At 36.6% G+C, this 26,841-nt stretch carries 23 protein-coding genes; 17 read left to right on the forward strand and 6 right to left on the reverse strand.

Annotation, left to right across the window (positions count from 1 at the left end; genetic code table 11):
- The first annotated feature begins 2 nt into the window (after window positions 1-2).
- From BUA76_RS01080 to BUA76_RS01130, 11 genes are all read left to right on the forward strand, one after another.
- Window positions 3-557, forward strand: coding sequence for a TlpA family protein disulfide reductase (locus tag BUA76_RS01080; protein ID WP_072882787.1), 555 nt, complete (start codon window positions 3-5; stop codon window positions 555-557).
- 15 nt (window positions 558-572) lie between these two features.
- The gene (locus tag BUA76_RS01085) at window positions 573-1,544 is read left to right on the forward strand and encodes an iron ABC transporter permease (RefSeq protein ID WP_072882789.1); all 972 of its coding nucleotides are present in this window, start codon (window positions 573-575) and stop codon (window positions 1,542-1,544) included.
- 223 nt (window positions 1,545-1,767) lie between these two features.
- Window positions 1,768-2,691 carry an ABC transporter ATP-binding protein gene (locus BUA76_RS01090; protein ID WP_072882791.1) on the forward strand — a complete coding sequence of 308 codons (924 nt, stop codon included), beginning with the start codon at window positions 1,768-1,770 and terminating at the stop codon, window positions 2,689-2,691.
- Between the two features lie 163 nt (window positions 2,692-2,854).
- Window positions 2,855-3,304: a MarR family winged helix-turn-helix transcriptional regulator gene (locus tag BUA76_RS01095; RefSeq protein WP_066436062.1), complete on the forward strand. Its 450-nt coding sequence runs from the start codon at window positions 2,855-2,857 to the stop codon at window positions 3,302-3,304.
- 89 nt (window positions 3,305-3,393) lie between these two features.
- Window positions 3,394-5,787 carry a 3-hydroxyacyl-CoA dehydrogenase/enoyl-CoA hydratase family protein gene (locus BUA76_RS01100; RefSeq protein WP_072882794.1) on the forward strand — a complete coding sequence of 798 codons (2,394 nt, stop codon included), beginning with the start codon at window positions 3,394-3,396 and terminating at the stop codon, window positions 5,785-5,787.
- A 106-nt stretch (window positions 5,788-5,893) separates the two neighbouring features.
- Window positions 5,894-7,072 (forward strand): thiolase family protein, encoded by a 1,179-nt coding sequence (locus BUA76_RS01105; protein WP_072882797.1) that lies wholly within the window; start codon window positions 5,894-5,896, stop codon window positions 7,070-7,072.
- A 64-nt stretch (window positions 7,073-7,136) separates the two neighbouring features.
- Window positions 7,137-7,505 carry a four helix bundle protein gene (locus tag BUA76_RS01110; protein ID WP_072882799.1) on the forward strand — a complete coding sequence of 123 codons (369 nt, stop codon included), beginning with the start codon at window positions 7,137-7,139 and terminating at the stop codon, window positions 7,503-7,505.
- Between the two features lie 112 nt (window positions 7,506-7,617).
- Window positions 7,618-9,396, forward strand: coding sequence for an acyl-CoA dehydrogenase family protein (locus BUA76_RS01115; RefSeq protein ID WP_072882801.1), 1,779 nt, complete (start codon window positions 7,618-7,620; stop codon window positions 9,394-9,396).
- A 142-nt stretch (window positions 9,397-9,538) separates the two neighbouring features.
- Window positions 9,539-9,835: a hypothetical protein gene (locus BUA76_RS01120; protein ID WP_072882803.1), complete on the forward strand. Its 297-nt coding sequence runs from the start codon at window positions 9,539-9,541 to the stop codon at window positions 9,833-9,835.
- A gap of 116 nt (window positions 9,836-9,951) precedes the next feature.
- Window positions 9,952-10,398: a phosphohydrolase gene (locus tag BUA76_RS01125; RefSeq protein WP_072882806.1), complete on the forward strand. Its 447-nt coding sequence runs from the start codon at window positions 9,952-9,954 to the stop codon at window positions 10,396-10,398.
- Between the two features lie 6 nt (window positions 10,399-10,404).
- Entirely contained in the window at window positions 10,405-12,459 is a 2,055-nt protein-coding gene (locus BUA76_RS01130; RefSeq protein WP_072882809.1) for a M48 family metalloprotease, read from the forward strand.
- On the opposite strand, the gene BUA76_RS01135 is transcribed toward BUA76_RS01130, so the two are convergent.
- Window positions 12,456-13,187, reverse strand: coding sequence for a DUF2490 domain-containing protein (locus BUA76_RS01135; RefSeq protein WP_072882811.1), 732 nt, complete (start codon window positions 13,185-13,187; stop codon window positions 12,456-12,458). The two genes, BUA76_RS01130 and BUA76_RS01135, sit on opposite strands and share 4 nt — an antisense overlap.
- A 75-nt stretch (window positions 13,188-13,262) precedes the next feature.
- Complete coding sequence (locus BUA76_RS01140; RefSeq protein ID WP_072882814.1) at window positions 13,263-15,074, reverse strand: TonB-dependent receptor plug domain-containing protein; 1,812 nt, start codon at window positions 15,072-15,074, stop codon at window positions 13,263-13,265.
- 352 nt (window positions 15,075-15,426) lie between these two features.
- On the opposite strand from BUA76_RS01140, the gene uvrA reads away from it, so the two are divergent.
- Window positions 15,427-18,219, forward strand: coding sequence for an excinuclease ABC subunit UvrA (uvrA, locus tag BUA76_RS01145; protein WP_072882816.1), 2,793 nt, complete (start codon window positions 15,427-15,429; stop codon window positions 18,217-18,219).
- A 124-nt stretch (window positions 18,220-18,343) separates the two neighbouring features.
- Here uvrA and BUA76_RS01150 read toward each other — a convergent pair whose 3' ends face one another.
- From BUA76_RS01150 to BUA76_RS01165, 4 genes are all read right to left on the reverse strand, one after another.
- Entirely contained in the window at window positions 18,344-19,522 is a 1,179-nt protein-coding gene (locus tag BUA76_RS01150) for an aminotransferase class V-fold PLP-dependent enzyme (RefSeq protein WP_072882818.1), read from the reverse strand.
- Window positions 19,523-20,010: 488 nt separating this feature from the next.
- Entirely contained in the window at window positions 20,011-21,150 is a 1,140-nt protein-coding gene (locus tag BUA76_RS01155) for a hypothetical protein (RefSeq protein WP_072882821.1), read from the reverse strand.
- An 11-nt stretch (window positions 21,151-21,161) separates the two neighbouring features.
- Window positions 21,162-22,076, reverse strand: coding sequence for a TssN family type VI secretion system protein (locus BUA76_RS01160; RefSeq protein ID WP_072882823.1), 915 nt, complete (start codon window positions 22,074-22,076; stop codon window positions 21,162-21,164).
- Between the two features lie 55 nt (window positions 22,077-22,131).
- Window positions 22,132-23,073 (reverse strand): type VI secretion system baseplate subunit TssG, encoded by a 942-nt coding sequence (locus BUA76_RS01165; RefSeq protein ID WP_072882825.1) that lies wholly within the window; start codon window positions 23,071-23,073, stop codon window positions 22,132-22,134.
- A gap of 291 nt (window positions 23,074-23,364) precedes the next feature.
- On the opposite strand from BUA76_RS01165, the gene BUA76_RS01170 reads away from it, so the two are divergent.
- From BUA76_RS01170 to BUA76_RS01190, 5 genes are all read left to right on the forward strand, one after another.
- Window positions 23,365-24,156, forward strand: a complete 792-nt coding sequence (locus BUA76_RS01170) for a S1/P1 nuclease (RefSeq protein ID WP_072882827.1) — start codon at window positions 23,365-23,367, stop codon at window positions 24,154-24,156.
- 596 nt (window positions 24,157-24,752) lie between these two features.
- Window positions 24,753-25,619 carry a sigma-70 family RNA polymerase sigma factor gene (locus BUA76_RS01175; protein WP_002979276.1) on the forward strand — a complete coding sequence of 289 codons (867 nt, stop codon included), beginning with the start codon at window positions 24,753-24,755 and terminating at the stop codon, window positions 25,617-25,619.
- Window positions 25,620-25,710: 91 nt separating this feature from the next.
- Complete coding sequence (locus tag BUA76_RS19045) at window positions 25,711-25,992, forward strand: hypothetical protein (protein WP_178337289.1); 282 nt, start codon at window positions 25,711-25,713, stop codon at window positions 25,990-25,992.
- A gap of 126 nt (window positions 25,993-26,118) precedes the next feature.
- On the forward strand, window positions 26,119-26,301 hold the full coding sequence (locus tag BUA76_RS01185) for a hypothetical protein (RefSeq protein WP_072882833.1): 183 nt from the start codon (window positions 26,119-26,121) through the stop codon (window positions 26,299-26,301).
- The gene (locus BUA76_RS01190) at window positions 26,301-26,801 is read left to right on the forward strand and encodes a hypothetical protein (RefSeq protein WP_072882835.1); all 501 of its coding nucleotides are present in this window, start codon (window positions 26,301-26,303) and stop codon (window positions 26,799-26,801) included. Before BUA76_RS01185 ends, BUA76_RS01190 begins: the two co-directional genes overlap by 1 nt.
- The last annotated feature ends 40 nt before the right edge of the window (window positions 26,802-26,841 follow it).

The raw sequence follows: 26,841 nt of genomic DNA on the forward strand, positions 1-26,841 counted from the left end.
TAATGAAAAAGATAATCTTATCCACCCTTTTCCTAATTTCGGTTTTCAGCTGTAAAAAAGAATCTGCTAAAACAGAAGACGGAATGGCTGTGCAGGATTCTGCTTCTGTTTCAGAAACTACACAAGCTCCTGCTGCTTTAAAGATGTTTACTGCTGAACAGACTTCCGAGTTTTTAGGTAAAAAAAATGACACTTTATATGTTACCAATTTTTTTGCCACATGGTGTGGGCCCTGCGTGAAGGAAATTCCTCATTTTAAAAATAAAATCCAGGAACTTAACGGAAAACCTGTTAAAATTACTTTTGTAAGTGTTGACAGTAAAAATGACTGGAATACAAAAGTTCAACAGTTTGTGGATGAGCAGGGAATCCGCAACAATACAATATTGTTAGACGGGCAGCAGCTTGGCGGTGATTTTTTTGCTGCTAATTTTAAAAGCTGGGATGGCGGTGCAATTCCCTTTACTTTTATGAGAAAAGGTGATAAAACAGATGAGACTTTGGGAATGATAAGTGAAGAACAGCTCACCGAAAAAATCAATTCTCTTTTAAAATAAAACGTCGGGCTTTTTATGTCAGATCAATTTAAAATCCTGTGTTTGGTATTAATTCTTGCTATTTTGCTTGCAGCAGTAGTAAACCTGAACACAGGATTTTTAAGTTTGAATGTAAAGGATTTTTTTACAGAATCATCGAACGGCCAGATAGCTGAAATTCGCGTAAACCGTTTGCTGGTAATGCTTTTAGCAGGAATTTCCATTCCGACTTCAGGATTTCTGATGCAGGAATATTTCCAGAATCCTCTTGCCGGTCCGGATATTCTGGGTATAACTTCCGTGGCGAGTTTATCAGTGGCATTTTACATTTTTTTTTCACATGATTTGCTGATTCCGGAAATTCTTCAAAATAGCTTTCTAAGTCTATCAGCCATCGCAGGAAGCTTACTGATGATGCTCATTTTCCTTTCCGTCACAAGAAAATTTCAGGATAAGTCTTATTTAATTATTTTCGGTTTCCTCATATCGGCCTTTTCCGGAGCGGTTGTTTCTTTATTGCAATTGTATGCGGAGAATCAAAGTTTAAAAAATTATATTTTGTGGTCTTTCGGAGCGAATAATATGGTTTCCAGAAATCAGATTTATGTACTGTCCGTTTTAATTTCAGCTGGCTTATGGGTTTGTTTTAAAACGATAAAGCCGCTGATTGGGAATTCATTAGGTACTTCATATGCGCAAAGTCTGGGCGTTAATCTCAATCAGCTCAAAATTTTTGTTATTATTGCCTCATCCCTGCTTTCAGCTTCGGTAACAGCTTTTTTAGGTCCGGTTTTATTCATCGGAATTATAGTTCCCCACTTCTGCAGATTAATTTATAACCCGGCAAAACTCTGGCAGCAATGGATTTTGAACATGTTTTTAGGGATGCTCATCATGCTGATCTTCTCCATAATCGCAGAAAAAACACAGATTCCGTTGAATGTGATAAGTTCAGTCTTTGGGATTCCTGTAATTTTGGGAATGCTTTTGAAGCAGAATAGAGTTTAAAAGTGAATTGTAAATGGGTAAATTGTTAATTTTAAAATTCTCTCGCGGATTTTGCAGATGGCGCAGATGTTTGAGTATATTTTTTAATTTTATTCCAAGTTTGTCATTCCGTAGAAATCCAAATTAACTTTGTAGAGATGCTTTAAGCATGACAAAATAAATATAAAAAAATAGATTAAAAATCCGTGAAAATCCGTGAAATCCGCAGGAAATAAAAAAACAAATGCACCTACAAATCAGACAAGCAAACCTCGGTTACAATAAACCATTAATTTCAAATGCAGATACCAGTCTGAATTTAGGAGAAGTATGCCTGCTGATCGGGAATAATGGGGTAGGAAAAACAACTTTAATCAAATCTATTTTACACCAGATTCCGCTTCTTAAAGGTGAAATCAGCATTAATAACAAAAATATAAAAGAACTTTCGGCAAAAGAAATTGCAGAGCAAATTGCTGTTGTTTTCTCAAGTTCGGTCATCCCGCAGAATTATACTGTTGAAGATCTGATTTCACTGGGGAAATATATTTATTATCCTTTTTATTTTGAACTTAAAAAAGAAGACCGAGACGAAGTCACACATATTATTGAAACACTGGATTTGGTTCAGTATAGACATACACCGCTCAGAAACCTTTCGGATGGAAACCTTCAGAAAGCATTTATCGGAAGAGCCATTACACAAAATTCGCCTGTCATCATTCTTGATGAGCCTACAACGCATCTTGATGAAAAAAATAAAATCATTATTCTTAAAACACTTCGTGCTTTAGCCAAAGAACATCATAAACTCATTCTTTTTTCTTCCCATGACTGGAGGCTTGCTAAGGAATTTGCCGATAAAATATGGTATGTAAAAGATGAATATTTGTATTCCGGTATGGTGGAAGACATTCTTTTGCAGCATGAAGAATTGACGCGAGCTACGCTTTTTGAAATCAATCCGGATTATATTCCTCCACACATTATTGCCCCGGATGTTTACAAAGAAATGCTGTTTTCGTTATTACAGAAAAATTTCAGGCAAGACTTATCGCATCTTACTTTTGAATTGAAAAATAAAAAGTGGACAATATCAGGATTTGCAGATATTCATCAATGTGAATCTTTTGAAGATATTGTCATTTTATTAAAAACCATTCATTAACACTTTCATTTCTTTATTGAATTGATATACTATGCATGCATAATATTATGCGCGTCATATCAATTAAGGTTTTTATTATCAAGATGTTAACAAATTTTAACGCAAATAAATACTATGCATGCATAATATTTAGTATATTTGGTTAAACCTTGATATAAAAATGATGGATAATAAGAAAGACAAAATAGAAAATGTTGATCTAATTCTTAAACAAACATGGCTTGCCGTTTCCAAAATGTATACTGAAATGGCTCAGGAACATGATTCTACCGCCGTTCAGGCACTTACTCTTCTTAAAATAGATCCGAAGGAAGGTACAAGAAGCACCAATCTTGGTCCTAAAATGGCCATTGAGCCCACTTCTTTAACAAGAATTATTAAGCTTCTTGAGGATAATGGATATATCTACAAAGAAAAAACGACTACGGATAAAAGAGAAGTAATCATCAAACTTACTGATAAAGGTCTGCACTCAAGAAATATGTCTAAAGAAGTAGTAGTTAATTTCAATAAAAGAATAATGGAGAAAATTGCCCCTGAAAAGCTTGAAACTTTTAAGGAAGTCATGAATGAAATTATGAAAATTGCTACCGATTTAAACAATAGAAAATAAATGTCTGGGCTGTTTTCTCACAAAAGGAAATCTCCTTAGATGTCATTCAGAATAGCAATAAAATTAAAACAATTACAAATAATAAATCAATGAAAAGAAGAATCAAACACGTCACAGTTCTTGGTTCAGGAATTATGGGAAGCGGTATTGCAGCGCATTTCGCCAATATTGGCGTTCAGGTATCGTTGCTCGATATTGTTCCTTTTGAACTCACTGAAGCGGAACAGAAAAAAGGTTTGACCAAAGATGATAAAGCGGTAAGAAACAGAATCGCTGCAGAAAACTTTGAAAAACTTAAGAAAGCAAGCCCGGCCCTGCTCTACTCTCCAAAATTTGCAGACAGAATAAAGGTTGGAAATTTTGATGATGATTTACCGAAAATAAAAGATACCGACTGGATCATAGAAGTTGTTGTTGAAAAACTGGATATCAAAAAGTCAGTTTATGAAAAGATAGAACAGTTCAGAAAACCGGGTACATTGATTTCTTCCAATACTTCCGGGATTCCTATTCATTTATTAACAGAAGGAAGAAGTGAGGATTTCAAACACTATTTTGCAGGAACACACTTTTTCAATCCTGTAAGATACCTTCCTCTTTTAGAAATTATTCCAACTCAGGATACACTTCCGGAAGTGATCAATTTCTATATGAATTACGGAGCGAAATTTTTAGGAAAAACAACGGTCTTAGCAAAAGACACACCGGCATTTATTGCCAACAGAATAGGAGTTTTTTCCATGATGGATTTACTTCATAATGTTCAGAAATTAGGCTTAACGGTTTCCGAAGTTGATAAATTGACGGGGCCTGTAATTGGTCGTCCAAAGTCTGCAACTTTCAGAACTGCTGACGTTGTAGGTCTGGATACTTTGGTTATGGTAGCAAACGGTGTTCGCCAAAGCGGTGCTGAAGCTAATGATTTTAATGATGTTTTCGCACTTCCGGATTACATCCAGAAAATGGTTGATAATAAGTGGTTGGGATCTAAAACAGAACAGGGATTCTATAAAAAAGTAAAAAATGCAGGAGGCAAATCGGAAATTCACGGGCTGAATCTGGATACTTTGGAATATGAACTTCAGGGCAAATCTTCTTTTGCAACTTTAGAATTAACTAAAAACATAGACAAACCTATCGATCGTTTTAAAGTGTTAATCGGCGGAAAAGATAAGGCCGGAGAATTATACAGAAAATCTTTAGGGGCATTATTTGCGTATGTTTCGCATAAAGTTCCTGAAATCTCTGACGAAGTATATAAAATTGATGATGCCATGAGAGCCGGTTTCGGATGGGAAAACGGTCCGTTTGAAATCTGGGATGCCGTGGGCGTTCAAAAAGGTATTGAACTGGCTAAAGATGCCGGGTATGAAGTTTCAGACTGGGTTAAGAATGTGGAAACATTCTATAAAGTCAATGATGAAGGCCAAAGCATTTATGTTGATAAAAACTCCGGCGAATACAACAACATTCCGGGACAGGATGCTTTCATTATTTTAGATAATATCAGGAAAAATAAAACTCTTTGGAGCAATTCCGGTTCTGCTATTGAAGATTTGGGCGACGGAATCATCAACTTTGAAATCCGTTCTAAAATGAACTCCTTAGGCGGCGAAGTGTTGGATGGATTAAACAGAGCTATTGATTTAGCTGAAAAAGAATATGATGGTTTAGTAATCGGAAACCAGGGAACCAATTTCTCTGTAGGTGCCAATTTAGCCATGATTCTCATGATGGCAATCGAACAGGATTGGGATGACCTGAATATGGCCATTGCTTATTTCCAAAAATCAATGATGAGGGTTCGCTACTCTTCTATTCCTGTAGTAGTTGCTCCTCACGGAATGACTTTAGGTGGTGGCTGCGAAATGACGATGCATGCTGACCGGGTTGTTGCCGCAGCAGAAACATATATCGGGCTGGTTGAAACCGGAGTGGGTGTAATTCCCGGCGGTGGCGGAACAAAAGAACTAACGCTGAGAACTTCCAGAGAATTTCATAACGACGACGTAAAAAACAACAGATTGCGCGACGCTTTTATGAATATAGCGATGGGTAAAGTAGCTACTTCCGCTTATGAAGCATACGATATGGGAATTCTTGAGCATGGAAAAGATATCGTAGCTGTTGACAAAAGAACGCAGATCAAGACTGCTAAAATGCTTGCTAAAAGCTTAGCGGAACACGGTTACACCCAGCCTATTGAACAAAAGGTAAAAGTGTTGGGTAAAGATGCTCTCGGAATGTTCTATGTAGGAACCGATCAGATGTTAACAGGAAACTACATCTCTGAACATGACAAGAAAATCGCCGACAGACTTGCTTATGTAATGGTTGGAGGAAATCTATCCGAACCAACAGTTGTGACAGAACAGTATTTATTGAACCTCGAAAGAGAAACTTTCCTTTCGCTTTGCGGAGAGAGAAAAACATTGGAAAGAATTCAATACATGTTGCAGAATGGAAAACCGTTGAGAAATTAAAATAAAATCAGGATTAAATCAAAAAGCCAAGATTTTTGAGCCCTGAAAGGGCGAAATAAAAAAGCATCGGGGGAAACCCGGTGTAAAATCCGAAATAATTAAACAAATGAAAACAGCATATATCGTAAAAGGGTTCAGAACGGCCGTTGGAAAAGCACCCAAAGGTAGTTTACGATTTACAAGACCCGATGTAATGGCGGCAACCGTAATTGAAAAATTAATGGCCGAACTTCCGCAATTAGATAAAAACAGAATTGACGACCTGATCGTAGGAAATGCAATGCCCGAAGCCGAGCAAGGTTTAAATGTGGCCCGTCTGATTTCCTTGATGGGATTAAATACCGATAAAGTTCCGGGAGTTACGGTGAACAGATACTGTGCATCAGGAAGTGAGGCAATTGCGATTGCTTCTGCAAAAATTCAGGCAGGAATGGCAGACTGCATTATTGCCGGAGGTACAGAATCCATGTCTTATATTCCGATGGGTGGCTATAAACCGGTTCCGGAAACAGATATTGCCAAAACAAACCCGGATTATTACTGGGGAATGGGGTATACTGCAGAAGAAGTGGCTAAACAGTATAATATTACGAGAGAAGAACAGGATCAGTTTGCTTTTGAATCTCACATGAAAGCGTTGAAAGCCAATCAGGAAGGTAGATTTGCCAGTCAGATCGTTCCGGTTCCCGTGGAATACAATTTCCTGGATGAAAATCAGAAATTGCAGACTAAAAAGTTTGATTTCTCTGTGGATGAAGGCCCGAGAGCAGATACTTCCCTGGAAGGTCTGGCTAAATTAAGACCGGTTTTTGCCAACGGGGGAAGCGTAACAGCAGGAAACTCTTCCCAGATGAGTGATGGAGCCGCTTTCGTAATGGTAATGAGTGAGGAAATGGTGAAAGAATTAGGATTGGAGCCGGAAGCAAGACTGGTTGCTTATGCCGCAGCAGGTCTTGAACCGAGAATCATGGGAATGGGCCCGATTTACGCAATTCCAAAAGCGTTAAAACAAGCAGGCCTGGAATTAAAGGATATAGAATTAATTGAATTGAACGAAGCCTTCGCTTCACAGTCAGTTGCCATTAAAAAAGAATTAGGCTTAAATACTGAAATTCTCAATGTAAACGGAGGGGCAATTGCGTTAGGTCACCCGCTTGGATGTACCGGAACGAAATTAACGGTTCAGCTTCTTGATGAAATGAGAAAACGCGGAAACAAATACGGAATGGTTTCCATGTGTGTGGGAACAGGACAGGGAGCAGCGAGTATTTTTGAGCTTCTTTAAAAGATAAAAAATAGATCAATAGATAATAGACCGATTGATAATAGATTTTGAGCACAAAGAAATGATGAATGATTTTAAAAGACACAATTTTAAGAAACTTAAAATTTGGCAGATGAGTATGGAAATATCAAAGTTAGCATTTGATCTTACTGATACTTTTCCCGATTACGAAAAATATGGTTTAAAAAGCCAGATTGATCGATGTTCGATTTCTATTCCTTCCAATATAGCTGAAGGATCAAGCAGAACAAATAAATCTTTTAGTCATTTTTTAGATGTTTCTTTAGGCTCGTCATTTGAATTGCAAACACAAATATTGTTAGCAAATTATAGAAAATATTTGTCTGATGATAAATGCCAAATCTTTGAAGACATGATTGAAGAATTTCAAAGAGCAACAATGGTCTTTCAGAATACATTAAATAAAGATTAAAGATAGGAATAGATAGTCAAATACATAGTTGTAGACAAGGACCCAAAAAGGTCTATCCTCTATCCGTCTATAATCTAAAAGTCTTAAAATAAAATAAAAAAACAAGTATTAAATGGGAAATATTGTAAAAGGCGGTGAATTCTTAATTAAAGAAATTCCTGCAAACGAAATCTTCAGTCTTGAAGAACTGAATGAAGAGCAAAAAATGCTTCGCGATTCTGCGAAAGAATTTATAGACAGAGAAGTAGTTCCGCAAAAAGAGCGTTTCGAGAAAAAAGATTATGCCTTTACGGAAGAAGTGATGCGTAAACTTGGTGAAATGGGAATGCTGGGAATTGCTGTTCCTGAAGAATACGGCGGCCTTGGGATGGGTTTTGTAACCACAATGCTGGCCTGCGATTATCTTTCAGGAGTAACGGGTTCATTAGCAACAGCCTACGGAGCACACACCGGAATCGGAACCCTTCCGATCGTGTTGTACGGAACAGAAGCGCAGAAACAAAAATACCTTCCGGATTTAGCCACCGGTACAAAATTCGGAGCGTATTGCCTTACAGAGCCAGATGCTGGTTCTGATGCGAACTCAGGAAAAACAAGAGCAAAACTTTCTGAGGACGGAAAGCATTACATTATCAACGGACAAAAAATGTGGATTTCCAATGCTGGATTCGCCGATACTTTTACTTTGTTCGCAAAAATTGATGACGATAAAAATATTACCGGATTTGTAATCAACCGTTCGGAACTTGAAAATCCTGAAAGTCTGACTTTTGGTGAGGAAGAGCATAAATTAGGAATCCGTGCCTCTTCTACCCGCCAGGTTTTCTTTAATGATATGAAAATCCCTGTTGACAACCTTTTAGGAGAAAGAAACAATGGTTTTAAAATCGCTTTAAATGCACTGAATGTCGGTCGTATTAAATTAGCTGCCGCTTGTTTAGATGCTCAGAGAAGAATTTTAAACCACTCTATTCAATACTCTAACGAAAGAAAACAGTTTGGTGTGTCGATTTCAACATTCGGAGCCATCAGAAAGAAAATTGCTGAAATGGCAACCGGAGTTTTCGTAAGTGAAGCAGGATCCTACCGTGCGGCAAAAAATATTCAGGATAAAATTGATGAGCTGGTTGCCGGCGGAATGAATCATCAGGAAGCGGAATTAAAAGGGGTTGAAGAGTTTGCTGTTGAATGCTCCATTTTGAAAGTATTTGTTTCCGATCTTGCGCAGCATACGGCAGATGAAGGAATTCAGGTGTACGGTGGAATGGGATTCTCTGAAGATACCCCGATGGAAGCTGCGTGGAGAGATTCCAGAATTTCCAGAATTTATGAGGGAACCAACGAAATCAACAGGCTTTTATCAGTCGGAATGCTGATCAAAAGAGCAATGAAAGGAGAACTAGACTTATTATCTCCCGCAATGGCAATCAGCAAAGAACTGATGGGTATTCCGTCATTCGAAGTTCCGGATTATTCTTCGTTCATGAGTGAAGAAAAAGCAATCATTGCCAACCTGAAAAAAGTATTCTTAATGGTTTCCGGAGCTGCCCTTCAGAAATACATGATGGATATTGAAAAACAACAGCATTTACTATTAAATGCCTCTGAAATCCTAAACCAGATTTACATGGCAGAATCTGCAGTACTGAGAGCGGAAAAACACTTCTCTCCGGAGTCTGTAGAAGCGGCTATGGCTCAATTGAATCTTTATAAAGCTGTTGAGAAAATCATTACCGCTGCCAAAGAAGGAATCGTTTCTTTCGCTGAAGGCGACGAGCAGAGAATGATGCTTTCAGGATTAAGAAGGTTTACGAAATATACCAACCATCCGAATGTAGTGGCATTAACTGAAAAAATTGCTGCGCATTATATTGAAAAAGGAACTTATTAGTCTTTTATATATAAATTTGATTTCAAGCGTCCCGATTCTGTCGGGACGTTTTTTGCTTCAATTCAGAAAATACATTTAGATGTAATAAAAACTGGATTTAAATTGTTTTTAATAAAATACGGTTAATCTAAAAAAAATACTGATGAAGCTATTAATTCCAATCATATTTATTTCTGTTACCATTTCAGCGCAGCAAAAAGAAAAACTGCCTGTCCCTCAAAGATTAGAAAAAGATAAAAAACCTGAGTCGTTTGATAAAGAAATGAAATTAAACGAAACTCAAAATAGAATGTATAAAATGCCCTGCGCAAAAGCAGGTGAATATGCTTATTCCAGTCTCAGAGACAAAAGAAAAGATACTACGGACTATAAAATACTAAATGCCTTGATTCCTCAAAACACTTTGAAGGTAAATAATCATATGTCTTTTAAAACTTAATTATGATTGAAAAGAATTAAAGTATTCAGGCAGTTACCAGTATTACTCAAAATTATTACTAAAAAATGTTTCAGATATTGGGGCATTTTTTATTTTTGCATTCTACTTATTTAACGATGACAAAAGAAGAACTGCTCAACAGAGCAATAAAAATAGCCGACAAGGCACATAAAGGACAGACTGATAAATACCATGCACCGTATATCGCCCATGTCATGCGTGTAATGGAATACGGAAAAACAATGGATGAAAAAATCGTAGGTGTTCTGCATGATGTTGTTGAAGATCATCCTCAGGAATTCAGCCTGGATTACCTGCGAAGCGAAGGCTTTCCGGAATATATTATTTTTGCAATCAGCTGCCTTACAAAGTTTGATCCTGAAGAAGATTATGACGATTTTGTAAGAAGAACGGAGCGTTCCCCGCTTGCTATAGCTGTAAAACTGAATGATTTAAGAGATAATATGGATCTTCGCAGAGTAAACAGAGAGCTCACTCCTAAAGACATCAAAAGATTTAATAAATATCTTAAAGCCTATCATTATCTTATTGAAAAATACTAAGACGAAATGACTAATAACCTCCCTCCTATTTCTACAGCTTACCGATCTAAGCTTATTTCTGCAATTGCATCCATCTCTATATTCTTTTTTGTGTATTTCCTGTTAATTCTGATATCTCTAGGATTAATATTTCTATTAGGATATGGTGCCGTAAAAATTATTGCATTACATGCCAATTACCTTACCGTGGTTCTTGCATTAGGATTATTCAGTATCGGACTTATCGTATTTTATTTCCTGATCAAATTTATTTTCATAAAAAATAATGACAGTACCCGCCATCTTATCGAAATCGACAGGAAAACACAGCCCCAACTTTTTGCAATTATTGACGAAATTGTCAAAGAAACAGCCGTAAAAATGCCGGGAAAAGTATTTCTTTCTCCGGATGTTAATGCAAGTGTAAGCTATAATTCTATTTTCTGGAGTATGTTTTTACCCGTTAAAAAGAATCTTACTATTGGGATAGGATTGATAAATTCTACTACGGTAGGTGAACTTAAAGCCGTTCTGGCCCATGAATTTGGTCACTTTTCGCAAAAAAGCATGAAGGTCGGAGGATATGTCAATCAGGCTGAAAAGATTATTTTCGATACGGTTTACAACAACCGAGAATATGAGCAGACCATTAAAAACGGTTCCGGATATTGGGCATTTCAGCTTGCAGGATGGATTTCCGTGAGTTTTATAAGTCTATTTCAGTATATTCTCAAATTCTTTTCAGATTTTATCTTTAAAAACAATGCCTCTCTCAGGAGAGAAATGGAATTCCACGCCGATGCCGTTGCAACGTATGTTACTAATCCTAAAGAGCAGATTTCTTCTTTATTGAGACTTGAGCTTAGTAATGCTGCATTCAACAGTTCTTTTCATTTATATACCGAAAGCAACGGAAAATATCTTCCGGAAAATCTCTTTGCGAACCAGACTGCTTTAATGAAGCTTTTCAGTGAAAGAAACAACCATCCTTACAAAAACAATTTGCCTGTAATCGAAGAGGATGATCTGACACGTTACAACAGATCGAAGATAGAAATTGAAGACCAGTGGGCCTCTCATCCCGAAACGCACAGAAGAATCGAGATGATTCGCAGGAACAAAACGAAAAATAACCCTGAAAATAATGAACTGGCAGAGACTGTGATCCGCGGTTATGATGATATTGGTAAAATATTAACGAAAAAATACCTTACGCTGAATAATATCAAAAATGTAGGGGAAGTAATCGCTGACAATGAACGTTTTATTCAGCTTTACACTGAAAAATATCCGCTGCAAAAAGTAAATGTGTATTTTAACGCATATTACGAAAATCACAATCCTGTCCTTGAAAATATTGACGATCTGATCCAAACTTCAGGAATTTCAACATATGATGAGCTCTTCAGTGATGAAAAGGTTTCATTGATATATGAAAAAAACGGCGCGGAATCGGATCTTTTTACGCTGAATCAGATTGCTGAAAATCCAAAACTGGTAAAGACATTCAAGTATAATGGAATATTATATCAATCAAAAAATGCAAGAAACCTAATTCCGGTCCTTACGAAGGAAGTAGAAAACCTGAAAAGCAGACTGGCGGAAAATGACGGAAAAATCTTCAGCCATTATTATACTATTGCAGATGATGCTGCTAAAGAAATCCTTACAGACAAGTATCTGAAATTTGCTTCTCTGGACCGCGAATATGATACATTTGAAAATGCCGTCAATCAGTTTATTCCAAGCCTGCAGTTCATGATGATTACCTTACCTGTAGAAGAAATCCGTAAGCACAGATCTGTATTGCTGAGAAACGAAAAGCCATTTAAAGATATCGTAAAACAATTGGTTGAGGAATCGGCTTATAAAGACCTTCTGACGATTGAAAGCAAAGAGATTTTGAATAACTTTATACAGTCGGAATATATATACTTCAACAATGACCGCTATATTCAGAAAGAAGTGGATGCCATATTTACCTTTATTAATGAATACCGCACAATACTCAATAAAACCTATACCGATTACAAAAATCAGCTTATTGATTTTCAGGCAAACATTAAGAAAGCAGATAATTAATCTGCTCCGGGGAAGTCGTACGTCTTCTTCGGATGTTTTGTGGCGTCGATATTAATGTTCAAAGCCAGGTAAACAAAGTGGAAATTTTTATTTCCGGAAGCTTCAAATTCCCTCTGCCACAAATAGCCGCCGAGAACTCCGAAGTAGTCGTCAATCTGGTAACCGAAACCACCATATACTCTGTTTCTTGCAAAAGTAGGTTTCATAGGACTTACAAGAAAAATTTCGTCATACACATTGGCGAAAACAGTCCCTTTTTTTACTTCTTTTGCATTCAGCGGAACACTTATGTTCAGACGATATCTGTAGCGCATTCTTTCAGAACTTTTGCCGGTCTGAGGTTCATAGAACCAGCTTTTTTCCGCACGCAACCTGTTCTCAAATTTTACAATGCCTTTCTTGAAATCAATAACATCCTGAAGCCAGACCCTGAATTCTTCTCTATTAATTTTCCGGTCCTTGTAAGTGGCATATCTTCCCAATCCGATAAAAGGTTTGTGATTTTTGGTAAGATTGTAACCCAGTCCGCCCTTTATTTCATAATAATCGGGATAGGTGTATTCCTGTATTCCTCTAGACTGTCCTTCGGCGTAAAGAAAAAACTTCGGATGAAATTTGTAGGTAATCGTCAGTGCATTGAAGCTGGAAATATGTTCCTGATGTTCCTGTGCTTTAAAAAATGTTACACTTAAAAAGAGCCCCAAACCTAAACCTACTGACAATTTCATTTGAAAAAAATTTTTGCAAATGTAAATTAATTAACAATTTGTTAATATTAACTTTAATTCATCAATAATTAACAATTACTTAATATTAAAATTATAAGATAATCCTATATGAAACCATCTTTGTGGCATTTCTACACCAAAAGTCTCTGTGTATGAAGTGTTTGTTAAGTTATTGACCAGAACATAAACGGAAAAATCTCTTTTAACAAAACTTAATTTATCATCCACAAGATTGTAGCTGCCATTGTTAAGTCTTTCATTGTAACGATAAACAATTTCGTTGGTGAAGTTCTTCAGGAAGCGTGTTTCTAATTTTGCAATAAACTGGTGCTTTAAGTTATCCAATAAATATCTTGCCGAAAAATCGGCAGGCTTGTTCAACTTATTATCCAGATAAGTGTATCCTACAGTATATTTCAGCCAGTCTTTCAGGCGGTGATTGAATTCCGCTTCAATTCCTTTTACCGTTGTTTCTCCTATGTTTTGGGCATACCAAACAGGATCTTCCGGTTTTACTTTGGTCCAGTCAATTGCGTCGTTTGTATCTCTCAGAAATCCGCTTACTTTAGCCAAAATATTCTTCGTCTGAAACTGATAGCCGATTTCTGCATATACCGCATTTTCAGGCAAGAGATCAGGATTTCCCTGTTCGGTTTTGCTTGTATAATAAAGATCCGTAAAAGTCGGGATTCGGTGGACTTTCGCAATATTTCCGTAGACTTTGTTATTCTGGTTAAAGCTGTATCCGATGTCCAGTCCAGGGTAGAAAAAGTTGCCCTCGGAAGAATAATTGGCCCAGGAAATTCCCGGACTGATATTCAGTTTTTTGTCTAAAAGTGAAAAATGATGCTCAAAAAATACCTGGGAAACAAAACGGTTTCTCTCGCCAAGATTATTGCTTGCCAGAAACTCTTTTCTCAGTTCAACACCGATTCCTGTGGTGCCCAATCCCCATTCATAGCTTGAATTCACTTCTCCACCCACATTATTACCGATATGCATGTTTCTGTAAATTTCAGGTTTCTGACGGTTGAACAAATACATATCCTGCCCTCTTCGCCAATATACATTTGAATTTAATTTTAATTTTCCGAAGGCCTGCTGATGTGCAATACTGATCACGGAAGCCTGTACTTCTTCATATTGCTCTGTTGCGGCTTTTGAAGCATAAAATCCGTTAGCTCCGAATTTTTTTTCTGAAAAGCCTGCCTGCAATCTAATATTTCCGTCTTTTATATTGAGTTTGCTTTGATAAAAAACATTCCTGATTTCATAATCGGTATTGTACATATACCCCTGAGATCCGGAAGAATTTGCCTGTAAAGAATTTGAAAATTTATCATTTCCCACCTGTGCGTTGAATCCAAGCTGATATGTTTCATAATCTCCTCCTTCAACATTTACTTTTACCCTTTTTCCGGGATTTATTTTGGTAATGATATTGATGACACCAGCATATGCATTTTGCCCGAAACGTCTTGCTGCAGGACCTTTTATCACTTCTATTCTTTCTACATCACTGAGATCTACAGGAAGGTTCATGGAATTATGACCGGTCTGGGAATCATTCATCCTGATTCCGTTCAAAAGCAGAAGAACCTGTTCAAAAGAACTTCCCCGAAAACCGATGTCACTCTGCACTCCGTTTGCTCCTCTCCTTCTGATATCCATTCCTGTTACCTGCTGCAGAATTTCATCGATGCTTTTTGCAGGAGAATTAATAATTTCCTCTCTGGTGATCACCGAGATATTCTGGTTGGCACTTTTATAAGGGGTAGAAAAAAGTTTTCCCTGAATTTCAATGGCTTCAATATCGGTGAGTTTTTCCTGTGCCTGCGCAAAAAATAAGGTTCCGAGAAAAAGAATACTTCCTGCTTTACGTATCATATGTCAGATTTATAGCTAATTATTTGTGATGCCAAAAGTAATGGAGTTCAAGAATACTTACAAATGATAGTTGTCATAAAAAAATGCAGTCTCTAAGAACTGCATTTTGGGGAATTATCTTTGTTATCTTTTTCTCATCAAATATGCAATCAGATCCCTCAAGAATTTTTTCATATCTAATTACAATTTATTCTGCAATGTTAGATAATTTTACAACAGGATGCAAAGTTTAGTCAATAAAATTATGTTAAATACATATGGGAAACAGTTCAAAAACCGGAAAGGAATTAGCAACTAATTAAACACCAAAAATCCGTCAGAATTTCGTAATTTTGTTAGTCTTAATTTTACTATGGCCAAAACAACAGATATAGATATTAAAAAACAGATATTCGTTAAGAATGCACACCTTAACAATCTGAAACACATTGATGTTCTTATCCCTAAAAATAAATTAATTGTCATTACAGGAGTTTCCGGAAGCGGAAAATCTTCACTGGCTTTTGATACCATTTATGCGGAAGGACAAAGAAGATATGTAGAGAGTCTCAGCTCTTACGCACGACAGTTTTTGGGCAAGCTGGAAAAGCCGAAAGTTGATGATATCAAAGGGCTTGCTCCTTCTATCGCCATCCAACAGAAGGTAATTTCCTCCAATCCCCGATCAACGGTGGGAACTTCAACGGAAATTTATGATTACCTGAAGCTGCTTTTTGCAAGAATCGGAAAAACATTTTCCCCTGTCTCTGGTGAAGAAGTTAAAAAGGATTCGGTTTCTGATGTGGTGGACTTCATTAAAACTTCCAAAAAAGATTCATCCTTTTTATTAACGGCTCCGCTGGATTATGATGCAGATAATTTTGCGGAAAATCTGAATGTCCTGAAATTAGCAGGATTTACAAGGCTTGAGATCAGCGGTAATGTAGCCGGAATAGAAGACCTCGAAAGCTTTGGCTTTACTCCGGAAAAAAATATGGAAATCAATCTTGTGATCGATCGGTTTTCATATGAAGAAGATGAAAGTTTCCTGCAACGTCTCGCTGATTCTATCCAAATGGCTTTTTATGAAGGCCGTGGCTACTGCTACCTGAAGAATACCGATACCGGAAAAGTAAAAGAATTTTCCAACAAATTTGAGCTGGACGGAATAGAATTTCTAGAACCGAACGTCCATTTTTTCAGCTTTAACAATCCTTACGGAGCCTGTCCTACCTGCGAAGGTTATGGAAAAGTGATCGGAATTGATGAAGATCTTGTAGTTCCCAATAAAGCGCTTTCCATCTTTGAAGATGCGGTAGCTTCCTGGAGAGGAGAAAGCATGAGCGAATGGAAAAAAGACTTTATTAAAAAAGCCAAAGATTTCCCGATTCACAAACCGTATCATCAGCTCACCAAAGAACAGAAAAAATACCTCTGGAAAGGTGACGGAAAAAGTACCTTCCCATCCATCGACAATTTCTTCAGGATGCTTGAAGAAAATTTATACAAAATACAATACCGGGTAATGCTTTCCCGTTACCGCGGAAAAACACTTTGCCCAACCTGCGAAGGTTTAAGGCTACGTGAAGAAACCAGCTGGGTAAAAGTCGGCGGACATAACATCCAGTCGATGATCGAACTTCCTCTGGATGAGCTGTTTTCTTTAATAAAAGATGTAAAGCTTTCCGAACACGATCAGGAAGTTGCCAAAAGATTATTGTATGAAATAACCACCCGTCTTGAATTTTTATTAAAAGTAGGATTAGGATATTTAACGCTGAACCGTACCTCCAATACGCTTTCCGGAGGAGAAAGCCAGAGAATTAATCTGGCGACAAGTCTCGGAAGTTCATTGGTAGGATCAATTTATATTCTTGATGAGCCATCCATCGGTCTTCATTCCAGAGATACTGAAAATTTAATCGGAGTTTTGAAAAACCTTCGCGATCTCGGAAATACCGTAATTGTGGTTGAGCATGATGAAGATGTGATGAGAGCGGCAGATTATATCATTGATATCGGTCCGGAAGCGGGATATTTAGGAGGTGAACTTGTATTTGCAGGAGATTATAAAGAACTTAAAGATGCAGATACGTTAACATCCAAATATCTTACGGGAAGACTGGAAATAGAAATTCCTAAAGAGCGCAGAAAAGCCAAAGAATGGATTCATATTAAAGGTGCCCGCCAGAATAATCTTAAAAATGTTGATGTAGATGTTCCTTTGGAAAATCTTGTCGTAATTTCCGGAGTTTCAGGAAGTGGAAAGTCTACTTTGATGAAGGAAATCCTTACCAATGACATCCAGATTCAGCTGGGAATGGGCGGTAAAAAGGGAGATTATGACTCCGTTGATTTTCCTAAGAAGCTGATTAAACATATTGAACTCATCGATCAGAACCCGATCGGGAAATCTTCACGTTCCAATCCGGTAACGTACTTAAAAGCGTATGACGACATCAGGGATTTATTTGCCAAACAGAAAGTGGCAAAAATGATGGGTTACAAACCGAAGCATTTCTCTTTCAACGTTGACGGCGGAAGATGTGATGAATGTAAAGGAGAAGGGGTAATCAATGTATCCATGCAGTTTATGGCAGATATCGAACTGGAATGTGAGGTTTGTAAAGGAACCCGCTTCAAAAGCGAAATTCTGGAAGTTAAATATGATGAAAAGAATATTTCTGATATTCTCCATATGACCGTAGATGACGCGCTGGAGTTTTTTAAGGATAATCATGAAGATAAAATCGTGACCAAACTGAAACCGTTACAGGAAGTAGGATTGGGATATCTACAGCTTGGACAAAGCTCTTCAACCCTTTCAGGAGGTGAAGCACAGCGTGTAAAACTGGCGTCTTTCCTTGTAAAAGGAGTGACTACAGATAAAACACTTTTCATTTTTGATGAGCCTTCCACAGGTCTTCATTTCCATGATATTCAGAAATTGCTGAAATCTTTGCAGGCGTTGATTGATCTCGGCCATTCGGTGATTGTCATCGAACATCAGCCGGATATCATCAAATGTGCAGATTATATCATTGATATTGGTCCGGAAGCCGGAAAGCACGGTGGTGAAGTAGTATTTACGGGAACTCCTGAAGATCTCGCCAAAAATAAAAAATCGCACACCGCAAAATACATCAAAGAAAAGCTGGAGCAATAATACAAAGAGAGTCTGAAAGGCTCTCTTTTTTATGGTAACCCTTCGAAAAGCTCAGAGTGACATTGCGACAACTTACGATCTTATTTAAGGATTGTCAGGCTGAGCCTGTCGAAGCCCATTCTATTTAAAAAAAAGCTCTTTTTAGAACATTAGAGACAATATCAATTTCTTCAACCGTATTAAAATAGTGTGGCGACAAACGCACAATCCCACTAATATTTTTCTTGGTAAAATCTATTAAAGCTGAATTTTTATACGTAACGGAGAAGAATACGTTATTTTCTTTCAGCACCTGCTGAATCTTTTCCAAATCACTATCCGGACCGGAAAAAGTAACAATGCTGCTCAGGTTTTTACCCCAATCCCAGACATTAAAGCCGCTGTTTCTTAGGTTTTCCCTTAATCTTTCAGATAAGCCTTTATTGTAATGTTCAATAGCATGTAATCCAATATGATTCGCATATTGTAAAGCATTTGTAAAGCCCATTAATGAAGCGTAAGAAATTTCCCAGCTTTCGAATCTTTTTGCGGTTTTAAACAATTCATAATCGTCAAATTCCGTCCAGTCTGCTCCTCTCATATCTAAAAGAAGCGGCGCATAGTTCTGTTCTAAAATTTTGTCTGATACATATAAAAAACCGGTTCCTCTCGGTCCTCTCATGAATTTTCTTCCGGTTGCCGATAAGAAATCACAGCCTATTTTTTCAACATCTACTGCTAGTTGACCAACAGACTGGCACGCGTCAACGAGATATAAAATATCATATTGCTTACAAAGTTTTCCTACTCCTTCCACATTTTGTATTACTCCTGAATTGGTAGGAATATGGGTAACAGCAATTAGTTTCGGATTGTATTTTTTGATTAAATGTTCCAAATCTTCAAGATCCAGCTCGTTATCAGGAAGGTTTTTAGTTCGTATAACGTTTAACTTTAATTTTTTCTGAAGCGAAATAAAAGTAATCTGGTTGGAAATATAATCATCCGCAGTGGTAATAATTACATCTCCTTCTTTGAACATAATGCTGGATAAAGCTTTAGCATAGGCTTCGGTGGCACTTGTTGCGAAAGCAATATTGGAAGGTTTTGCATTAATCAGTCTGGCGGTTTCATCATAGAATTCTTCGAGAACTTCTGCATTTCTGTTTGCGACTTCGTACCCGCCAAGTTGTTCTTCCAGCTCAAGGTAATCGATCATTGAATCTACTACAACTGATGGCATTAGAGAAGATCCTGCATTATTCAGAAAAATCTTTCCGTCCGAAAGTCCTCGGGTGTCCTGTTTTATTATATCTATATTCATTTTCAAAAATGATTTTAATCTTATAGCGCGTTTAAATTATAAATATATTTTTAACATTAAGGAATTAAGGTTTAATTTCTTAATTAGCTTAATTTAAATCAATTAATTGATTTCTTATTTTTTTTTACTTAATAAACTGAATTCCTTAATGTTAAAAATAAACTCTGTTTATTTAGATGAAGTAGATTAAAGAATGTCCATAAAAAATTATTAGATAAAGTTTAAACAGGCTCTTACTTTATCGTAATTTTATTTACTAGTTCACACTGATTTTTACATTTAAATCCACAAAATACTATTTAAAGATATTATTATCTCGAAAGAAAATCAAAGATTTTTAAGAACTCTTGTGTTCTTTATTCTCTATGTTTTTAACTTTAATTAAAGTATCTAAATCTTTTGCATCTTTTGCATTTTAAATAGAAAGTTTTACAAAAAATCCCGAATAGCAAATTTCGGGATCATTATTTTAAAGAATTATTTTAGTTTTAATCTAAAACGCTCCAGCCTCTTTTCGGATTGTTATTGTTGGAAACTTCCTGTTCGTTAACAATGATATTTTCTTTTCTTTGTCCGATATAATCAAGTTCGCTTAATTTAGAGAAGATCGTTTCAAGGCTTCTCAGCATCTGTTGGATGTATATCAGTGGTTCGCCACAGTTATGATGGTCATAATTGGTTTCTGCTACAATGGATAGCTGATTCAATAACGTATGAGGTGCAATTTCACTCCATTCCAGACTGTAGTTCAGCATTTCTTCCAGTTCAGCCGGAACCAGAACCTGCGTGGCATTATATAAGCGAAGCGCCAGCTTGGCAAAAGACTCGATCAGAAAAACCGGCGGCTGATACGGTGTAATATTCCGGAACTGGAAATACATATCTCCGAATGTATTGATCATCGTATTACATAAAAACTTAAAGTTCTGGGCCAGAGCCGTATTTTGGTTTTTATGAGAAGATTTCTGAATGATTTTAAACGCATATTGCTGAAGATTCCCGATAGACTTTGCGAAATTATTGTAATAATCAAGCAACGCAGGATGGCTTTGAACCGACGTACATGGCGGGATAAAATTAGAATCTACCTGGGCAATATTTCCTTTAAGGTCTACCTTACCGATGATCAGGTAGTTTCCTCCGGAATAGCTGCTGTTCAGCGATGTCACGGGGAGCAGTTCAATATGATGGTTCGGCTGCGTATTCGGGTGGCGCGGTGGGATTTCTTCAGGATCAATATCTCCGAAAGGTACTTTATCAAAAGGATTTACGGAAATTAAAATATAATATTCTCCGTCTGCCTGCTCTTCATTCATTAGTTTTGCGAGAGATTTTACACTTACCCTCCTGTCAGTCAGTTCAATTCGGTAGCCGGCAAGGGTTACCGCGCTGCAACGCTTGATCACCAATTGTACGTCATTGGTGGCCGTATTGTGAACATCAAAAATACTACGGTCTGTAAATTCGTTTGAAATAGGCAAAAGCCCGTAATTATATGCGGTGATTCCCAATGAACTGGAATCTCTGATGGTATCGATTAAAAAATTATCCTGATCGTTAAGATGTCTCTGGGAAACCTTCATCCCGTCAACCCAATTGATGGCAAAATGCTTAATAGGCTGTATCATATTCAATATTTTTAGATGGTGTGAGATTGTGTTCTTCTTATTCCTTCTTCCTCATGCTGGATAACCCTTTTACAGATCACCACATCATTTTCAGAAATCCTGTTGTCTGTGATATCCTGGTCAAAATCAATATATTTCCTAAAGCTAAAGAATGACTTTTTCGTATAAAAGATCCAATAGTACGGTTCACTTTCCTGATCAGATAAATGAATCACAGAATTCGGGTTTTTGTGATTGTAATCGTCCACTACTCTGTAAAACCAGTCTCCGAAAGTAATTCCCGTCGGCAATGTTTTAGCTTTAATTCTAAATCTGTTGGCATCTTCAAGATTTTTGCTGAGCTCAACATTCAAAACCATTAGCCTGTCAAAATCCGCCCCTTCAAAATCAGGCAGCTTCTGATCCGGAGAATAGCGCCAGGTCTTATATATATCAACCGGAATACTAATTAACTGAACATAGCAGTAATGAAAAACCAGCGGAACAAGGAATATTAAAATACTTGTCGCGGCCATTATTGGATATCCTGTACCTTTACTCATCCAGTTGAATATCAAATAAAACAGATATCCTCCAAAACCGACACAGGTGACGGATAAGATGGATTCAAATAAAATGCTCTTCGCTAAAGAACTAAAATGTTTTTTGAAATATTTATCAGAAAGATTCACATGTATTATTCCCAGGATCAGATAAATAATCTGCGCGATAAGATACCAGTACGGATTAAAAAGATTTCCTGCGAAACCGAAAAATCCCGGAATGGCAAGACATAAACTGCAAAGCAGAACATAGATGATAATTGTTTTTATTTTTATCGCAGGCTTATTTCTTCTGATAATTCCGAGAATTACCATCATAATAACTGCAAATAAAGGCATAAGAATATACCTTAAAAAGATTCCTTTTACTGAAGAAATTTCCATGCGTCTTTTTCGTATTAATATTTTTAATTGGTTTAGTAAATATAGTTAAAAATTTTCAGAGGAATGTAGAGTATCCGAGCCGGTTTGAATTTCTTTCATCGTCTTCCAGGGCGAATGAAAAGTCTTCTTTTTCGGTGATAAAATTTTCTTCAATATCCACGCTTACCGGCAGGAAATAATCGTACATCGCATTAAGTACTTTCCGGAACGGGCTGCCGTCTATAAATTTCTTCATTTCAGTATAAGGAATAGGGCCGATATTGACCACCCAGTTTCTCTCTCCGTCCATATGTTTGCCACTCGGAATATAGGTTACGCCGAGACGTGAATTCCCCAGCAGCATAGAATCGTCATCTTCTTCAACACCGTCTATAATATTAGGCGCAAATGTAACTTTTACGGGGATTTGCAGAAAAGCCGTCATGCACCTTTCAAACCATGCTTTATCCCCACGGATCTGGTGAAAAAAAGGCAAAATATGAATGAATATATAAGCGTTTTGCTTATCCATCATTTTCACCAGCGGCCAGAGCTCACTTACTGTTTTAAGCAGGGCATCGGTATCGCTGGCAATTTCAAAGTCGAATTCTTTAAGCAGAGCGCTTACTTCCGTAAAGAAAATCTCCAGTTCAAAGGGCCTGAAAAATTTTCTGGCATCTTCTTCTACCCTTTTCTGTTTGCGGATTTCCTTCACGACACTTTCTACATTTTTTCTTGTTGCGCCTAAAGAAGGCGGATGAAAAAGACCTTCCGGCAGATAATCGTAGATACCTTCCCTATAAGTTTCTATGATAAAAACTTCTTCATCGAAACCAAGATAATCGCTGGTAATGCTTTTAATATCTTTAAGATAGGCGCGGTCATTGATGCCGATTCTCTGAATAAATATATTGCTTACTGCTCTGTGATATTTCAAGAGGTTTACTGCAACAGCTTCTGCTTTGAAGTCTGTCTGCAGTTTATTGTAATGCATCTCTACAATATTGTTTTCATACATAGGGTTTGCTGTGATTTTGGCTTATAAAAATACTATATCTCAAATTATTGAAAAAATAATATATGATTAATTTTATTCTAAAATAGTAAATAATTATGAGTAAAAAAAGAAACGGTAAAAATAAGGCTAAGACTGAGGTTGAGATTAAATTAAATGAATAAATTAGTTCACAACTTTAACCTTAAAATAAAACTGAAATTAAGATTTGATTAAATCTTCCACTCCTTCTCTCAACCTTACTCTTAACCTTAAAATTAACCGTATCTTTGCCCCCTGAAAATGTTATTTACAATGAAAAGTATGTATTCAAAAATTTTGGTTTTGGCATTCATGGCATCTTCGGTGTATTCGTATGCATGGGGATTAACAGGGCACAGAATTATTGCGGAAATTGCAGAAAATCACCTTTCCGGAAAAGCTAGGCGGGAAATTAAAAAAATGATGGGGAGAGAGCGGCTGGCTTATTGGGCCAACTGGCCGGATTTTATTAAATCTGATACAACGGGTGCCTGGAAGCAGGCTTCATCATGGCATTATGTAAATATCGATCCTCAAACTGATTTCAAGATTTTTGAGGAGAAATTAAAAGGTCAGGCCGGCCCGAGTTTATATACTCAGGTGAATGTTCTTTCCAGTCAGATCAAAGATGAAAAAACTTCTGAGAAAGACAGAAAAATTGCTTTGATTTTCCTTATCCACATTATGGGTGATCTTGCGCAGCCTTTACATGTGGGAAGAGCTGAAGATTTGGGTGGAAATAAAATCAATGTCACTTATTTCGGAGACAAGACCAATTTGCATTCTGTATGGGACGGAAAACTGGTAGATTCTCAAAAATACAGCTATACCGAATATGCAACATTATTAGACATTAAATCTGATGCCGAAGTAAAAGAAATTCAGAAAGGAACGCTTGAAGACTGGCTGTATGATTCACATAAAATCGCTAATAAAATCTATGCGCAGACACCAAATGATTCCAAACTGTCTTATGATTATCAGTATAAATTCAATGATACGATGGAAAGACAGCTTTTGTACGGAGGGTTACGATTGGCGAAATGGCTGAATGATCTTTTTTAAAATCAAGTGAAAAGTGAGAGGTAAAATGTGAATAGTTAATTACTATTCGTTATAATATGATAAGCGGAACTTGGGTTCCGCTTTTTTTGTTGACAAGGATTAAAGAATTGCCAAATAAATAAGTTAATTTTTTAAGCGGGATTAAAAATTCCCTTCCTCTGGAGGGGTGGCGAAAATTCTGCAAGAATTTTTGACGGGGTGGTTTAATAAAGTGAATATTGCTGCGCAATTGAATGGTGAATTGTGAATTTGATATTTAATTATAAATGGAACTTGACTTCTCTTTTAGGTATTCATTTCCCACAGATTTCGCAGATTTTCACAGAATTCATAGTATTGCCTACAGAATTTTAGGTTTGGCTAGATCCTTACAGGATGACAAACATTGTGAATAATGCAAATTCTATTTAAAGGTAGTTGTTTTTTTAATCTAAAGTATGTGTTTGTAAATCCTTCTCCAATGAAGCAAGAGGCATAATTTACAATTATTTTTTCAAATGTAATTTAATTGAATAAAAATTAATTGAAATATTTGTAACCTTTCTTGTATCTCAAACGTATAATACTATAGAAACTCTTTTTTGAGGAAAAAATAGATGAGACAATTAAAAATCACTAAGCAGGTAACCAATAGGGAAACTGCTTCATTAGACAAGTATTTGCAGGAAATTGGTAAGGTTGAATTGATTACTGCGGATGAAGAAGTAGAATTAGCACAAAGGATCCGTGCCGGTGACAGAGCCGCGTTGGAAAAATTAATCAAGGCTAACCTTCGTTTCGTAGTATCGGTGTCTAAACAATACCAAAATCAGGGTCTTTCTTTACCGGATTTAATTAATGAAGGTAACCTGGGACTTATGAAAGCGGCAAAAAGGTACGATGAGACTAGAGGTTTCAAATTTATCTCTTACGCAGTTTGGTGGATCCGTCAGTCAATCTTACAGGCTTTGGCAGAACAGTCGAGAATTGTAAGATTACCATTGAACAAAATCGGATCTATTAATAAGATCAACAAAGCTTACGCTCACCTTGAACAGGAAAATGAAAGACCGCCCTCACCGGAGGAATTGGCAGAAGTTCTTGATATGAGCGAGGAAGATATTAAGGAATCAATGAAAAATTCCGGAAGACATTTGTCTATGGATGCGCCTTTGGTAGAGGGGGAAGATTCCAATCTTTATGATGTACTACGTTCAGGGGAATCGCCGAGCCCGGATAAGGATCTGATGCTTGAATCGCTACAGATTGAGATCGAAAGAGCATTGAACACGCTTACTCCGAGAGAGGCTGATTTGGTAAGATTGTATTTCGGACTGAATGGAAAACACCCAATGACCTTAGAAGAAATTGGCGAAACTTTCGACCTTACGAGAGAAAGGGTTCGTCAGATCAAAGAAAAAGCGATCAAGAGATTGAAACACAACACCAGAAGCAAGATCTTAAAATCTTATCTGGGTAAATAATTTTTAAGTTAAAATATATTTGGCGGAGCTTGATTTTCAGGCTCCGTTTTTTATTCATAATTTTAAAGGTTTAATTCCATTAAATAGTACCATGATAAAAAAACTGATAAACACAGCTTTTATATTTTTAATTGTTTCTTGCTCAGACGGAAAAACTGATGGAACTCAAATGGTAGAAAAAGCAGCAGAAAATACAGAATCCGACTTTCCCATCAAGAGATTAAGAAATACTCAGGATATCCTGGACGGTATTTATACTGACTATATTAAAAATAATAAGGATATGCAGAGCTTGGATTCTAAAATAGCAGACATTCAAAATGATAAACATCAGATCATGAAAATTTACAATGATGTAATCGTTAATTCTTAAAATTATTATGAAATCGCAGAATACAGAGCTAAATCGATTCGGGATTCTGGTACTAAAAAAGAAATCCTGAGGCTTCTAACAAATAGTGAAGAAAATTATTTTCTTAAAACAAAAAGACTTAATGAATTGAAAAGAAAAATCAATCAGAATTATTTCGAAATCTATACTTGGTATGATGTCTTTAAAATCAGAAAGACTTTAGGAGAAATAGAAGAATATCAAAATGCACATCCTTTAGAGACGGACAGTCTTGAAAACTTTATCAGAAAGCAAAATGACATTATCAATAAACTGAAAACTTTAAAATAATGGCGGAGCTTGATTTTCAGGCTCCGTTTTTTATTTTTGCAACTATGGAAATGTATTTCATTCTAAGCGCTATGGTTTGCTTTTTCATTTTTGGAAATCTGGCAATCCATCTACATTATAAAAAAAAGCATCAAAATTTTTTACAATCCTTAAGAGGAAAACAGCACATTCTATTTAAGAAACTTAATATGGAAATGGAATCTGTTGGCAAACTGGGTTACAGATACCAATTTAATAAGGCAGATGTTGTTATTTTAGATCAGGAAATATTTATTTTGCTTTTTACAAAGCCCCTTGGTATGGCTCAGCCGATTTTACACGTTAGCAATAGTGACAAAGTTTTTCAACATATTCCCCAAAAAATCCGTTTTGATTCTAAATTTAGGGTAAATGGAAAATTAAGAATAAAAGGCAGTTTCGGACAAGGATTAATGGGTGCCCAGTATAAAATATTTATTGATTTTAATACAGTAGATTTTGATTTGAATTCAATTATATAGTTGAAGGTGTTTCAACACTAATCATTATAAGACATTGAAA

The sequence above is a fragment of the Chryseobacterium takakiae genome, from assembly GCF_900129385.1.
In the GTDB taxonomy this organism is placed as follows: domain Bacteria; phylum Bacteroidota; class Bacteroidia; order Flavobacteriales; family Weeksellaceae; genus Chryseobacterium; species Chryseobacterium takakiae.